The organism is Lysinibacillus sp. NPDC047702 (genome assembly GCF_050272555.1).
In the GTDB taxonomy this organism is placed as follows: Bacteria; Bacillota; Bacilli; order Bacillales_A; family Planococcaceae; genus Lysinibacillus.
On sequence record NZ_JBNNMG010000023.1, the window covers coordinates 1 to 13,883 of the forward strand.

15 protein-coding genes are annotated in these 13,883 nt (G+C 39.0%); 3 read left to right on the forward strand and 12 right to left on the reverse strand.

The genetic code is table 11. From position 1 onward, the window contains the following. Window positions 1-166 precede the first annotated feature (166 nt). The 6 genes from dinG to ACQKIM_RS12740 all read right to left on the reverse strand — a co-directional run bounded on the left by dinG (window position 167) and on the right by ACQKIM_RS12740 (window position 6,960). Complete coding sequence (gene dinG, locus ACQKIM_RS12715; RefSeq protein ID WP_427544342.1) at window positions 167-2,938, reverse strand: ATP-dependent DNA helicase DinG; 2,772 nt, start codon at window positions 2,936-2,938, stop codon at window positions 167-169. Between the two features lie 129 nt (window positions 2,939-3,067). Beyond that, complete coding sequence (gene panD, locus ACQKIM_RS12720) at window positions 3,068-3,451, reverse strand: aspartate 1-decarboxylase (protein WP_427544345.1); 384 nt, start codon at window positions 3,449-3,451, stop codon at window positions 3,068-3,070. Between the two features lies 1 nt (window position 3,452). Continuing rightward, on the reverse strand, window positions 3,453-4,307 hold the full coding sequence (gene panC / locus ACQKIM_RS12725; RefSeq protein ID WP_427544348.1) for a pantoate--beta-alanine ligase: 855 nt from the start codon (window positions 4,305-4,307) through the stop codon (window positions 3,453-3,455). Beyond that, window positions 4,307-5,143: a 3-methyl-2-oxobutanoate hydroxymethyltransferase gene (gene panB, locus ACQKIM_RS12730; RefSeq protein WP_427544351.1), complete on the reverse strand. Its 837-nt coding sequence runs from the start codon at window positions 5,141-5,143 to the stop codon at window positions 4,307-4,309. The genes panC and panB overlap by 1 nt, the downstream gene beginning before the upstream one ends. Before the next feature lie 381 nt (window positions 5,144-5,524). Further along, entirely contained in the window at window positions 5,525-6,286 is a 762-nt protein-coding gene (locus tag ACQKIM_RS12735) for a CPBP family intramembrane glutamic endopeptidase (protein WP_427544354.1), read from the reverse strand. After that, window positions 6,283-6,960, reverse strand: a complete 678-nt coding sequence (locus ACQKIM_RS12740; protein WP_427544357.1) for a TetR/AcrR family transcriptional regulator — start codon at window positions 6,958-6,960, stop codon at window positions 6,283-6,285. Before ACQKIM_RS12740 ends, ACQKIM_RS12735 begins: the two co-directional genes overlap by 4 nt. 205 nt (window positions 6,961-7,165) lie before the next feature. Here ACQKIM_RS12740 and ACQKIM_RS12745 point away from each other — a divergent pair, with 205 nt between their 5' ends. From ACQKIM_RS12745 to ACQKIM_RS12755, 3 genes are read left to right on the forward strand one after another with little or no spacing between them, the layout of a single operon-like run. Then, window positions 7,166-7,486, forward strand: coding sequence for a PadR family transcriptional regulator (locus tag ACQKIM_RS12745; protein WP_054770306.1), 321 nt, complete (start codon window positions 7,166-7,168; stop codon window positions 7,484-7,486). Continuing rightward, complete coding sequence (locus ACQKIM_RS12750; protein WP_427544360.1) at window positions 7,479-8,081, forward strand: DUF1700 domain-containing protein; 603 nt, start codon at window positions 7,479-7,481, stop codon at window positions 8,079-8,081. Before ACQKIM_RS12745 ends, ACQKIM_RS12750 begins: the two co-directional genes overlap by 8 nt. Next, complete coding sequence (locus tag ACQKIM_RS12755; RefSeq protein ID WP_427544363.1) at window positions 8,082-8,918, forward strand: DUF4097 family beta strand repeat-containing protein; 837 nt, start codon at window positions 8,082-8,084, stop codon at window positions 8,916-8,918. Between the two features lie 42 nt (window positions 8,919-8,960). Here the strand turns inward: ACQKIM_RS12755 and ACQKIM_RS12760 are convergent, their stop codons facing one another. Genes ACQKIM_RS12760 through ACQKIM_RS12785 form a run of 6 tightly spaced genes read right to left on the reverse strand, consistent with a single transcriptional unit; the run spans window position 8,961 to window position 13,823 of the window. Then, the gene (locus ACQKIM_RS12760; protein ID WP_427544366.1) at window positions 8,961-9,944 is read right to left on the reverse strand and encodes a biotin--[acetyl-CoA-carboxylase] ligase; all 984 of its coding nucleotides are present in this window, start codon (window positions 9,942-9,944) and stop codon (window positions 8,961-8,963) included. After that, on the reverse strand, window positions 9,922-11,100 hold the full coding sequence (locus ACQKIM_RS12765) for a CCA tRNA nucleotidyltransferase (RefSeq protein ID WP_427544369.1): 1,179 nt from the start codon (window positions 11,098-11,100) through the stop codon (window positions 9,922-9,924). The genes ACQKIM_RS12760 and ACQKIM_RS12765 overlap by 23 nt, the downstream gene beginning before the upstream one ends. Beyond that, a complete protein-coding gene (gene bshA / locus ACQKIM_RS12770) occupies window positions 11,087-12,232 on the reverse strand; it encodes an N-acetyl-alpha-D-glucosaminyl L-malate synthase BshA (RefSeq protein ID WP_427544372.1) in 1,146 nt (381 codons plus the stop codon). Before bshA ends, ACQKIM_RS12765 begins: the two co-directional genes overlap by 14 nt. A 34-nt stretch (window positions 12,233-12,266) precedes the next feature. Then, window positions 12,267-12,671, reverse strand: coding sequence for a methylglyoxal synthase (mgsA, locus tag ACQKIM_RS12775; RefSeq protein ID WP_369595134.1), 405 nt, complete (start codon window positions 12,669-12,671; stop codon window positions 12,267-12,269). Window positions 12,672-12,690: 19 nt separating this feature from the next. Beyond that, window positions 12,691-13,488 carry a 4-hydroxy-tetrahydrodipicolinate reductase gene (dapB, locus tag ACQKIM_RS12780; RefSeq protein WP_427544376.1) on the reverse strand — a complete coding sequence of 266 codons (798 nt, stop codon included), beginning with the start codon at window positions 13,486-13,488 and terminating at the stop codon, window positions 12,691-12,693. Further along, window positions 13,488-13,823: a nucleotide pyrophosphohydrolase gene (locus tag ACQKIM_RS12785; protein WP_283871546.1), complete on the reverse strand. Its 336-nt coding sequence runs from the start codon at window positions 13,821-13,823 to the stop codon at window positions 13,488-13,490. The genes dapB and ACQKIM_RS12785 overlap by 1 nt, the downstream gene beginning before the upstream one ends. Window positions 13,824-13,883: the final 60 nt, after the last annotated feature.

Sequence of the window (13,883 nt, forward strand, 5' to 3'; positions counted from 1 at the left end):
ATCCCCTTTCGTACGAAGTCGGTTGACCAGACCTGATTTCATTGTACGGCTGGGGGTTTTTTCTTGTCCATAGCTAGAAGCTCTTTAGAACCCCTCGCATAGCAAGGGGTTTTCAAAAGATACAAAAAAAACCCTTTTAGCAATGGACTAAAAGGGATTTTAACATTTATTTCTGCCAATGATTCAGTTCTTTTAATAGCTCCGGTAGCTGCAATTTCTTTACATCAATCGGTGGTAAAGCTTTGATAAATTCCTTACCATACGATTTTGTCGTAACGCGACGATCCAGCACGATAAAGGCTCCTTTATCTTGAGACGAGCGTATCAGACGGCCAAAACCCTGTTTAAAGCGCATGATGGCTTCAGGTAATGATAACTCATTGAAGGAATTGCGACCTTGTGCGGTAATATGTTTTGCCCGTGCCTTAAATATAGGCTCTTCTGGAGAGGAAAATGGCAAACGTACCACAATAACTGATGCGAGCGCGTCTCCAGGTACATCCACGCCTTCCCAGAAGCTGTTGGTGCCAAAGAGCACAGCATGACTAAACTTTTGGAATGATTTCAGGATTCGCATGCGACTGCCTCCTGTTACGCCTTGTGCAAAAAGCATATAATCATCAAGAAGTTCACTGTCCTGAATCAACTCTACAGTTTTACGAAGCATATCTTGTGCAGTAAAGAGCACAAAGCATCGCCCCTCTGTCATACGTACTGTTCGAGTAATCGCGTGGGCAACCGCTTCAATATATTCATCCTGTGATACATGTTGAATATCAGGCATATCCGTGACAATATAGGCTTTGGCACCAGCATAATAAGCTGGAGGTGCTTGTAGCTTTGTGACTTCAACGCTATCAGTAATACCAAGCTGCCTTGTCACAAATCGCTCATTACCTGGCACCGTTAACGTTCCTGAAGTCCAAATTATACTTGCTTGCTTACGAAGCGGTGCAAGCACTTTTTGGATAATTGGCGTAACATTTACTGGCTTCTTAAAGGCATGAAGACTGCCTGGAACACTTCGTACATCAAATTCCAGCCATACAGAATTTTCAGTCTGAGAGGATAGGAAAATTTCTTCCCATTCAGCAATTTTCACCTTCATCTCACGAATCCAATAATGCCACTCCGATAATAGATAAAGCTCATTATTGTCCAATTGCTCAATATTATTCTCAAATATCTGACCAACTTCTGTCGCTAAATCAAGCCACTGCTGCGTAAGCTTGATCACCTTTAACAGTGGTTCTTTGGTTAGTGGCACATCCTCTAAAAATAAGGTGTATTTGCTACTTGCCTGTTTCCTTTTGATTTGCTGCTGTATTTGTAGAGCAGCTCGCTGGATTGTTTCATCAAATGTACGTTGCAGGCGTATAAATTGCGTATCTAATCGCTGTAAGCTTTGCATTGGTACTCGTTGTCTTTTCTTAGCAGCTTGACTAAATTGCTGAAATAATGCAGTTTCCTCCATTGTGCCAATTTGACCAAAAATATACTTCCACTGTGTATAGGAGAAGACAATTTCATCCTGCTGCATTGTAGCTTGTATAAATTGATGAGCTTCATCAATAATCCACCCATCAATTTGAGTAAAAATTGGTGTTTGCCGTACTAAATCACTGAGCACCATAGAATGATTGGTCACAATGCAATCAGCAGTTTCACTATTTTTTAATGCTTGCTCATAGAAATCAAAGCCCCTTGCTATTTTCTCATCAGGCATTTTACGGATTTTCTCGATAAATAATTGCCCTCCACCTGAAACATTGAGCTCACTCAGGACGCCAGTTTCGGTTTTAGTAAGCCAAACTAAAATCTGTAAAATCGTAAAAGTATCATCATAGGATTCATCTGCGTAGGCCATACATTGCTCAAAGCGTGCAACATCAATATAATGCTGCATCCCCTTTAAAACAGCAATATTGACTTTTGTACCAAGAATTTTTTCAATCTTTGGTAGCTCCTCCTCTACAAGCTGCTCCTGTAAGTGTGATGTATATGTGCTTATAGCGATTTTTTTATTCACTGCTTGCGCATATAAAATCGCAGGTAATAAATAGCCCACTGTTTTACCAATACCTGTGGAGGCTTCAATGACACATTCTTTTTTTGCATTCAAAGCCTGCCAAATTGTATCCATCATGCCAAATTGTGCAGGCCTTTCCTCAAAGTTTGGCATAGTCTTTGCCATTAACAATGTTTTTTCAGCTGCTGTTTGTGGAAAAGATACAATTTTCGCATTGCTAGTTTGCTGTTTTCGTCCAGCGCATATCGCTAAATTTCGGTAGTAGGAAACATTTTCATTACTCGTTACATGCTGCCGTTTAATTTGAAGAGCCTCAAAAAACAGTTGGGATATATTTGATTTTAATCTAAATGATCGTTTATGCATTTGCTCTAGGGTTAGCTGTGGAAGTGCGAGTAGCTCCTTCCAGCAACATTTAAAAAGTTCGGCTGTTGCCAGAGCATCATCATCCGCCCGATGTGCATTCGCTAATGGTATATTTAAATCTGCTGCTAAATCACCTAGCTTAAAGCTTAGTGACGTTGGAAACAAGATTTTGGCAAGCTCAACCGTATCCATCTTTTTGCCCTGCCATTTCGATAAGCCAGCACGCTTAAATTCTGCTTGTAAAAAGGATAAGTCAAAATCTGCATTATGCGCGACAAACACACATTCAGCAAGCAGTTCATATATGTAGTCGGCATGTGCCTCAAACGGCAATGCATCCTTTACATCCTTATCCGTAATATGCGTTAAATCCTGAATAAAAGGCGGAATAGCTTTACCAGGATTAATAAACTTTGTAAAGGTACGCTCAATTTGCCAATCTTTCATAATTACAATGGCGATTTGAATCATTCGGTCCCCATTTGCTGGAGAATGACCTGTTGTCTCCAAATCAACAATTGCATATTTTTGACTTTCCATCATACATCTCAACTCACAGTTCACATTAGATAGATGAATTTTATCATATTTTTGGTTTAGCAGCATCCCTTTGCCTTTTACAAGTAAACATAAAAAAGAAGCATGCACAATTTGTACACGCTCCCTTTTATACTACAGTATTGTTGCCTCTGGCTCATGGGTAATCATTTCTTTTATCGAATTGCCCTCACCCATAATTGCCACAGTTGGCTTATGCTCTTTGGCCTCTTTATGATCTACATACACATAAGAAATAATAATGACAATATCTCCACGCTGTACTAGACGTGCTGCTGCCCCATTGACACAAATAACGCCTGATCCACGCTCTCCTGCAATAATATAAGTTTCAAAGCGTGCTCCATTGTTATTATTGACAACATGCACTTTTTCATTTGGAAGCATACCTACTGCATCTAAAATATCCTCATCAATTGTAATAGAACCAACATAATTTAAATCTGCTTGTGTCACTGTTGCACGGTGGATTTTACTGTTCATCATCATTCTCAACATTTTATAATCCCTCTTTCACATTAAAGATACAATTATCAATTAAACGAGTGCTACCAATATAGACAGCCGCAGCCAATAATACTTGCCCAGTGTTAGCAGTGACTGGTGTTAAATCTGGATACGCTAATAGCTCCAGATAATCTATTTTGCCACTTGTCTTTGCAGCAATATGTGCTTTTGCCTTCGTAAGAGCGGTCTCTGCATCTCCATTCGTTAAGAAGCTATCGCGGGCCAGCTGTAGTGCTTCATAAATGGCAGGTGCCTCCAAACGTTCTGCCCCATTTAAATAGACATTACGCGAGGATTTTGCTAAACCATCCTCCTCACGTACAATTGGAACGACTTGCATTTCTAACGGATAGTTAAAATCACGAACCATTGTAGCAATTAGAGCAACTTGCTGTGCATCCTTCTGGCCGAAATATGCTTTTGTTGGTTGTACTAGGTGAAATAATTTTGATACAACCTGTAAAACGCCATCAAAATGCCCAGGGCGACTCGCGCCACAAAGAATGGTTGCTTGTTTACCCGCATGAATACGAATGCCGCCATCATAAGGATACATTTCCTCAACACTTGGTGCGAAAACGATATCTACCCCTGCTGAAGCTGCCAATTCCGTATCTCGCGGCAGGTCTCGTGGATAGCTTTCAAAGTCTTCGTTTGGTCCAAATTGCGTTGGATTAACAAAAATACTCATTACAACTACATCATTTTCAGCACGAGCTGTCTTTGCAAGAGTTAAATGTCCCTCATGTAAGTAACCCATCGTTGGAACTAGGCCAATTGATTGTTGATCTCGTTTTATTGCTTGGATTTCAGCCCTTAGTGCTTGAATTGTTGTGACTACTTTCATTACTTTACGCCCCCATATAGCTGATCCAATGCTTCCTCTTTCATCGTGAAGAAATGCTTCGGCGCTGGGAATGTTCCAGCTTTCACTGCAGTTACATAATCTGCAATTCCACGACTTGCCTCGTTCCCCATATCACCAAAACGCTCTACAAATTTTGGTACATGATGGGAGCCGTAGCCAAGCATGTCATGATAAACCAATACTTGCCCATCAGCCTCTACTCCTGCACCAATGCCAATCGTTGGAATGATTAGATTAGCAGATAGCAACTCTGTAAGCTGATGTGGAATACATTCGACAACAACAGCACAAGCTCCAGCCTCTTGGCATTTTTTTGCATCTTCTAGTAGCTTCGTTGCCTGCTCTGCGGTTTTACCCTGCACCTTATAGCCGCCTAGTACTCCTGCCGATTGTGGAAGTAACCCTAAATGAGCTACCACTGGAATACCAGCTGACGTTAATTTACGTATCGCTGGTATAACTTCATCAGCCCCTTCTAACTTTAGTGCATCCGCACCCGTTTCCTGCATCATGAATACAGCTGTTTTCAACGTCTCGTTTACATCACCGTGATAGGAACCAAACGGCATATCCACAACGACAAATGTATCCTTTGCACCACGGCGCACTGCTTTTGCGTGATGAACCATATCTGCTACAGTTACTGGCATTGTAGAGTTATAGCCCAGCACCACCATTCCTAGTGAATCGCCCACTAGAATCATATCAACATCCGCTTCCTCCGCGAATCTTGCAGCAGGATAATCATATGCAGTCAGCATGACAATTTTCTCACCTGCTCCCTTCATCTTTAAAAAATCTGAAGTAGTTTTCATCATGTAGTCCTCCTTTTTTTAAGGAAAGAAAACAGAAAAAACCCTTCTGGTCCTAAATTGGACAGAAGGATAGTGTTTCGTTCATGGTCAAAATTACCTCCTACATTGCAATTTCCATAAGAGGCAGTAACTTGATTATTTTATAGGCATACTTAATAGCCTATATCTGAATCAGGTTCCATTTTAGAACGTTCGTTTTCTTCCGTCCCTGTCTCTAAAAGATCAAGGCAGATATTTATTAGAAATAAGTCTTACGCTTTTGAAGGTGCCGTTCACAAAGGATACTGCCCTTCAGCACATACTATAACAGATTTCCCTACTAATCTTCAATTATTATTTTCTTATAATTACATCTACTTTATGATTTCAGTGTAAGAATCTTTATGTTCTTACTATGAGAAAACTCTTTTTTCGATAGGCTTCAAAAATTGTGAAAAGAAGGAAGGCCAATAAAAAAGTCCATAAGCCAGATGTCATATTTGTAACTGGAATAAAAACATCCCAAAGGGAATTAATGAAAGCATGGAAAATAATACAGAGAAAAATACTTTTAGTGGAAAGATAAATAATGGTTAATAAAAAGGATAACGCCAAAGCAGTTAAAGTGAACCAAAGGAAATTCATATTTATTTGATTAGAGCCCACGACAAACCATAATGGTAAATGCCAAATTGTCCAAATGGCGCCTACCATAAATGTACTGAGTAATGGAGACCATCTTTTTTGCAAAGTTGGCTGTAAAAATCCACGCCAGCCTATTTCCTCTAAACCTCCTCCAATGATCATAATTGGAAGTTCTATTAATGCTAGATATAGTGGTTTTTCCATTACAGCTCCACCCCAGAGAGTTGGTAAAAAGCAAGCGATAAATGCCAAGCTAATAACAAATATGTACCACGATAAAGGGTGTTTAGCATTTTTTATATTATGGACAAAAGATTGAAACTCTTCTTTCGTTGAATATTTCTTTTTCAACCAAATCTCACAAAATGCTGGCGTGACACCTCCTAGAATAAATAATATCATCGAAATCGCATTACCAAATTTTAAAAGATTTAGCTGTGTTAAGATGGCTAAGCCTCCCCATAAGAACCATGATGTAGCAAAGGTAAGTACTAAAAATCTTCTTATCTCTACTCTCAATGCTCTGTCCTCCCTTCTTTTGCACCTAGTAGTAATAACACAGATTTACATAGTGTATTCATCAATTTAATTTCATCAAACTGCATTTGATCAATCGGTAAAACGCCATAACATTTTTGCAATAAAACATCCCTAACAATGCCATCAATTGAGGTGACCATAAAGGTAGATAGGTCCTCAATCGAAATCGTTGGCTGAAAGTAGCCTGTAGTTATTCCCTTATGAATGACATTAGAAATATTGTGCATTAAATATTGGCCACTTTCATTCTCAGTGATGTTTGACAAAATTTTCTCCTGCCTTGCTGGATTGTTTGCAAATAAAATGGTGAGCTCAAATTGGAATTTTCCCACTGTTGATAAGTTTTCCTTTATATACTCTCCAAGAAAATTAAATAATTGAATCATTGATGTTTTGGGTGAATCGTTAGTTTCCATTATTTCATCAACAACATGTTTATAATCTGCGTTAGCATTAGATTGGTTTATGACCTCAACAAGTATTTCATCTAAGTCTGAATAATAACGGTAGATTCCCCCTTGACTCATACCTGAGGCTTTAATAATATCTCTCATCGTAATATCGTAGAGTGGCTTCGTTTTACAAACAGTTAAGGCAGATTCTAAAATCCCCATTTTCTTTTCCTTTACATATTCTTTGCTTACCTTTGGCACCCTATTATCCTCCTTTTCACAAAAATGACACTAGTATCATTTTTAGATTACTTTAACCAATTTTTTATTTCAAGTAAAATGACAGTATTGTCATTTATTTTTTATAAAATTTGACAAATCAATACTATACATCATATAATATCCACATACTATATGATATATAATATAGAACCTTGTATAAGTAAACATCGAGAGGTGGGAAAAGATGACATTTCAGCTTGGCTCAGCTTTGCTTGATGCTTGTGTGCTTGCTATTGTCGATAAAGAGGATGCATATGGCTATTTATTAACACAGCAAGTTCAGTCTGTGATGGATATTTCAGAATCAACGTTATATCCAGTGTTACGTCGATTACAAAAAGCAAACTACCTAACAACCTACGATCAGCCGTATCAAGGTAGAAATAGACGGTATTACCAAATTACTGAACAAGGTCGAATACGATTACTAGAGCTTTTAAAAGAATGGAAACTCTATAAGGAAAAGGTTGATTGTGTACTTTTAGGAGGTAATGTAAATGGATAGAGTAAGCTATTTAAAAAAGCTTCGAGGAAAATTACGTCGGCTTCCTGCCCATGAATTAGACGCTGCACTTGCCTATTATGAAGAATACTTTGAAGAGGCGGGAGAGGAGAATGAACAAAGGGTAATCACAGAACTCGGCTCCCCTTCACAAGTTTCCTCACAAATATTAGCTGATTTTGCACTGAAAGATTTAGAGACTTCTTCAGAAAAGTCAGCTAAAAAGAATATGACAGCCCTTTGGCTTATTATTCTAGCTATACTATCAGCACCACTTTCTCTGCCATTACTTGCAACGGCTATTGCACTTATTTTTTCATTAGGTGCGGTCATTATCAGTTTTATCTTTGCTATTGGAGCTGGCATCATCAGTATTTTTTTCGGTGGAATTGCGGCCCTTGTTTCAGGCTTCTTCATTTTAACAGAGGATTGGCCCACTGCTTTGCTCTTTATGGGGGTTGGCTTTATCATAACAGGCTTGGGTGTTTTACTCTTCCCAATCGTCGCTCGTTTTATCAAGAAAATCGTCCTTATTTCGGTTGAGACATTGGGGAGATTATTCCACAAAATAACGAAAAAACGAAAAGGAGGTTTGTAAATGACTTCCAAAAATACCCTTTTAGCGATGACAATGATTGCGTTAGGTATATTATTAGCAGTAGTCGGCTATTTTTCAGGTGGTCGATGGTTCTTTATCAAAGATGAGGATGGTCTGCATTTACCAGACAATAATACATTAGTCAGTCAATCATATGATTTGGATGCATTTACGAGTATAAATATAGTGAATGACTATGGCGATATTAACATTATCGCGAGTGATAGCGACTATAAATTAGAAGCAAATGTACTTGAGCAACAAGATATAACGTATCATATTGAAAATGGAACCTTGACGATTGAAGCAAAAGCGAAGAAAAAGAATCGCATGCAATTTGGTTTTGCTAGCTTTTCTACTCCTTCTATCAAACTCTATGTTCCAGCAGATAAACAACTAGATTTGATTGTGATAGACAGTAAATTCGGAGATACTTCCCTTCATGATTTACATTATCAACAGCTTAATCTTATTCAAGATTATGGTGATATTACATTTGCTAATACCACTGGTGAGAAAACCGAGATTACCCAGGATTTTGGTGATTTAACGCTCCAACAATATTTTAGTAACGGCACCAGCATTAACAGCAAGCATGGTGATATAAATATGGATGGAACTTTAAATGGTCAAACCACTATTACCTCTAGCTTTGGAGATGCAACGCTTCACTTACTGAATAAACAAAGTGAAATAGGTTATGAATTAAAAACAAGTTTTGGTGATGTTTCGATCAATGACGAAGAACAAAGTGGCACAGTTACTCAATTGAACAAAGGTGATCATCAATTGAATGTTTCCTTGTCACATGGTGATTTAGATGTGTCTTTAAAATAATGACATTAAAATAAGCTGCAAGAATGAACTTGCAGCTTATTTTTATTTTATTTTTATATCGCCTGCATAAATTGTTCGGATTGTACCATCATCTTGGGTAAGCTGTAGTACTCCATCGTCTGTAATTCCACTAGCAATACCTTCAAAACGTTCACGTATTGTCGTAACCTCAATACGTTGACCAATTGTACAGGACATTTGCTCCCATAGCGCTTTTATACTCGTAAAGCCCTCTTTGACATATAACTCTGTAAATTGCTCTAAGTACTGTAAGATTGTTGCAACAAGTGCAGCACGGTTAATCTCCTCACCCGCTTCTAAGCGTAGAGATGTTGCAATTTCAGATATATCTGGTGAAAAATCGGATGCCACCTGATTTGCATTTATGCCTATACCGACAAGAAGTGCTTGTACAAGATCTGCCTCCGCCTGCATCTCCGTTAAAATGCCTGTACATTTTTTTCCGTTAATGAGTAGATCATTTGGCCATTTAATAGCCGGTTCAACTTGTTTATATAATGTCTTAATTGCCATTGTCACTGCAACTGCCACGACAAGCGTATAAGATGAAGCCTGCTGGGGTGTAACATCTGGTCTCACAATAATAGTCATCCAAATGCCAGTGCCATTAGCAGATTCCCACATACGAGCCAGACGGCCACGGCCAGCTGTTTGCTCTTCTCCAATTATAACCGTACCTTGTGGTGCGCCCTCCTGTGCAAGCTTATGAGCAATAGTTTGTGTTGAATCTACTACATCAAAATAGTGGATTTCACGGCCAAACTGTTTTGTATTTAGAAAAAGCTCAATTTGTGTTGGACTTAAACTATTAGGTACTCCTGTCAGCACATAACCTTTTTTCTTAATCGTTTCAAATGTGTAGCCTTCCTCCTGTAATGTCTGCATATGCTTCCAAACTGCTGTACGCGACACACCAAGAGAATCTGCCAGCTCCTGACCTGAAACCGCTTCACCATTCGCTGCTAATATTCTTTTTAAAATTTCATCCTTCATGGAAATACTCATGCTCTATCCATTCCCTTATCTGTTGTCGGTCATTTTGTAGTTCGCCATTCACGACTGCTTCTAGCATCTTCTGTAATGCTTCTTTTATCCATGGTCCACCCTTTTTTCCAGACCATGTTAATAAGTCCGAACCGTTTACTACTAATTCCTGCTGATGTTTTATAGGAAGCTGAGCCTGTAATTCAGCTATACTTTGCTGTGGTATGTGAACGCTAAGTTGCCTCAGCTCTGCAAAATAGCGAGCTGTTTCAAGTTCTTGCTGCGTAAACATCAAGTAATCCATATTCGACCAACCTCTTTTTAAGGCCTCTAAAGCGGCTAGCACGGACTTAACAAATCCGGTTTCCTTATTCGATAATCGATAGTAGCGCAATATGTCTTGCCAACATTCACCCTGTAACACTGCAAAATATGCCCAGCCTACTAGCTTATTGTGAGCCTTAAAATCACTCCACTGATTAGCCTCAAAAGAGCCATGCAAATAATTGGCTAAACCACTTTCTTCAAGAATTTTAATACCCTTAAAAACATCTTTCCCTATCCACATCTTATCAAGCTCCGCCTTTATGCGTTCATTCGCAATCCAGGAAATATCAGCGGCTTTGTTCTGTATCGCCTGCAATGTTGCAGATTCAATTTCAAAACCAAGCTGGGCTGTAAACCGTACTGCTCGAAGCATTCGTAACGCATCCTCAGTAAATCGAATCTGAGGATTACCTACAGCTCGAATAACACCAGCTTCAATATCCTGATGTCCTCCGTAAAAATCAACGAATGAACCATCGCGGCACATCGCAATGGCATTCATCGTAAAATCTCGGCGCTGTAAATCTTCCTTGAGCGAACGCACAAACTGCACTTCCTCAGGTCTACGGTGATCCGTATATTGTCCATCGGTGCGAAATGTCGTTACCTCTACAGAACCGGCAGGCACGATAACAAGTACCGTCCCATGCTGAATACCTATATCAGCTGTATGATTAAAAACGGTCTTTACTTCTTCTGGCATGGCATTTGTCGCCACATCTACGTCGTGGGCAGGGCGGTCGAGTATTGTATCTCGCACCGCACCACCTACTATTACTGCTTCAAAGCCTGCGTTTTCTAATTGTTCTAAAACTGAATAGGCTATTTGCCATTCTTTATTGTTTTGCATGATTTCTTTCCGCAACCTTCTCATACAATTTTTCATATTGCTCAACGATTTTAGTTGAGTGGAATTTTTCATCGACAGCACGGATAGCAGCTTTACGGAAACGTTGTAATTTTTCTTCATCCTGCAATAAATTCACAGCGTACTCTGCAACGGCATCTGTATCCCCTAATTCCACGATATAGCCATCCACACCATGGTCGATAACCTCAGGAATTCCGCCAACATTTGAACCAATACAAGGCACACCACACGCCATTGCTTCCAATAATACCAGCCCGAATGATTCCTGCTGTGAAAGTAATAATTTTAGATCACTGATGGCATACAATTCAGCCAAGTTTTCTTGCTTGCCTAAAAATAAAACATCTTTTACATAAGGACTTTCCTTTACTTGGTCCATTACACGATGCTTTTCTGGTCCATCTCCTACTAATAATAATTTTGCCTTCATATTCGCACGAATTTTCATAAATGAATCCACAATATGCGGAAGATTCTTAATTTTACGGAAGTTAGAGACATGGATAATGACTTTTTCATCATCTTGAATACCAAATTGTTCCTTTAAATTACTAGAATTACGAGGGAAGTATTCACGTTCATCTACAAAGTTGTAAATCGTTTCAATAGGTTTTACCGTATCTATCAGTTCATAAGTTTGTTCCTTTAATGCTTTGGATACTGTAGTAACAATATCAGATTTATCAATTCCATACTTTATAGCTTGTGACAGAGTAGAATCCTGCCCTAGCACTGATATATCTGTGCCATGTAAGGTTGTGACAATGCCAATATCTCGCCCACTCATCTCACGTGCTAATACCGCACATACTGCATGTGGAATAGCATAATGTACATGCAATACATCCAGTTCTTCATCCTTAATGACATCAGCCATCTTACTTGCTAAAGCTATATCATATGGCGGATATTGAAATACCGAATAGTTGTTCACTTCAACTTCATGGAAAAAGACGGTTGGATATATTTTATTCAATCGAAATGGTACGCTTGAGGTGATGAAATGAATTTCGTGTCCTCTCTCTGCAAGCATTTTTCCTAATTCTGTCGCAATAACACCAGAGCCTCCAACAGTTGGATAACAGGTAATGCCGATTTTTAGCTTTCTCATTCGATGATCATCCTTTCTAAATCGCGTCTTTTTGTTAATTTCGTCTTTCTTGAATCAGTCTCCAATCCACAAAGCCCTCTTGCAGGCCTTTAAGTAATATTTCTGCAGTTCCCATATTTGTCGCCAGTGGCACTTGGTAAACATCACAAAGACGGATAAGTGCAGAAACATCCGGCTCATGTGGCTGTGCTGTTAAAGGATCACGGAAAAAAATAACCATATCCATATCATTATTGGCAATCATTGCGCCAATCTGTTGATCTCCGCCAAGTGGACCTGAACGAAAACGTGTAACCTCTAAACCTGTAGCTTCAATTACACGCAGTCCTGTTGTTCCTGTAGCGTACAAATGATGTTCATTTAAAATATCTTTGTAAGCAATAGCAAACTGTACTAAATTATCTTTTTTACGATCATGTGCAATTAGTGCGATTTTCATAAAGCGTCCATCCCCATCTTTAGATGATGTTTTCTAAACCATATACAAGCTGATCCATTTTCATAACCTCTTCTACGCAAAAGGCTATCCCTGACATAAAAGAATTACGATTTAAAGAATCATGGCGTATCGTTAATAACTGTCCATCCCCACCAAATAAAACTTGTTGGTGTGCCACTAAACCTGGCAATCGGACAGAATGTATGCGCATGCCATCAAACTCTCCCCCTCTAGCGCCAGCAATCGTTTCTTTTTCTTCAGGATGTCCTTGCACTTTTGGTGCTCGAACTTCTTGAATCAATTGTGCCGTTTTCACAGCCGTTCCAGATGGTGCATCTAGCTTTTGATCGTGGTGCATTTCAATAATTTCTACATCTGGTAAGTATTTTGCCGCCTCTTTCGCGAATTTCATCATCAATATTGCACCGATCGCAAAGTTTGGGGCAATAATGCAGCCTAGTTCTTTTTCTTTTGCAATTGCTGATAATTCCTCTAGTTGTCTATCTGTAAAACCTGTTGTACCTATGACAGGTCGTACATTTAAATGTAATGCTTCTTTTGTATGCTTATATACTGCATGTGGGTTCGTTAAATCCACTAGTACGTCTGGTGCGGCTGCCTCTACAAGATCATGCATTTCTGTAAATATAGGTACTGTATAGCTCGCTGGAAACATGTCTAAATCAGCTAACGTTTTTCCTACTTCCTTATAATCTAGTACAGCTACTAATTCCATTTTGTCATGTTTCATAACTGTATGTACAGCCTCAGCTCCCATTTTTCCCCTAGGTCCTGCAATTGCTACACGAATCGACATTATTCCTCATCCTTTCTAGTCCAGCGATCTTTATCTCTCGTTTCAAATTTATGTATGACGCGTAAAAGTGCTTCGTCTAATTTAATACCTTGTGCATTGGCAAAGCAAACTAACACAAAGAAAAAGTCGCCTAATTCTTCTTCGATGCTATTTGTTCCCTCTGTACTCTTTTTCTTTTTTTGTCCATAAACATCCTGTACCTCTCGTGATAATTCACCAAGTTCCTCTGTTAACCGTGCCAATAATTCAAAGGGTGGGAAGTAACCTTCCTTAAATTGTCCTATATAATCATCAACACGCTGCTGTAAAGCTTGCATTGTCACTTGTTCAGTCATTAAAATCACACTCCTACATACCATCGTATAAAATTTACACCATTGTTGTCAAAAACAATA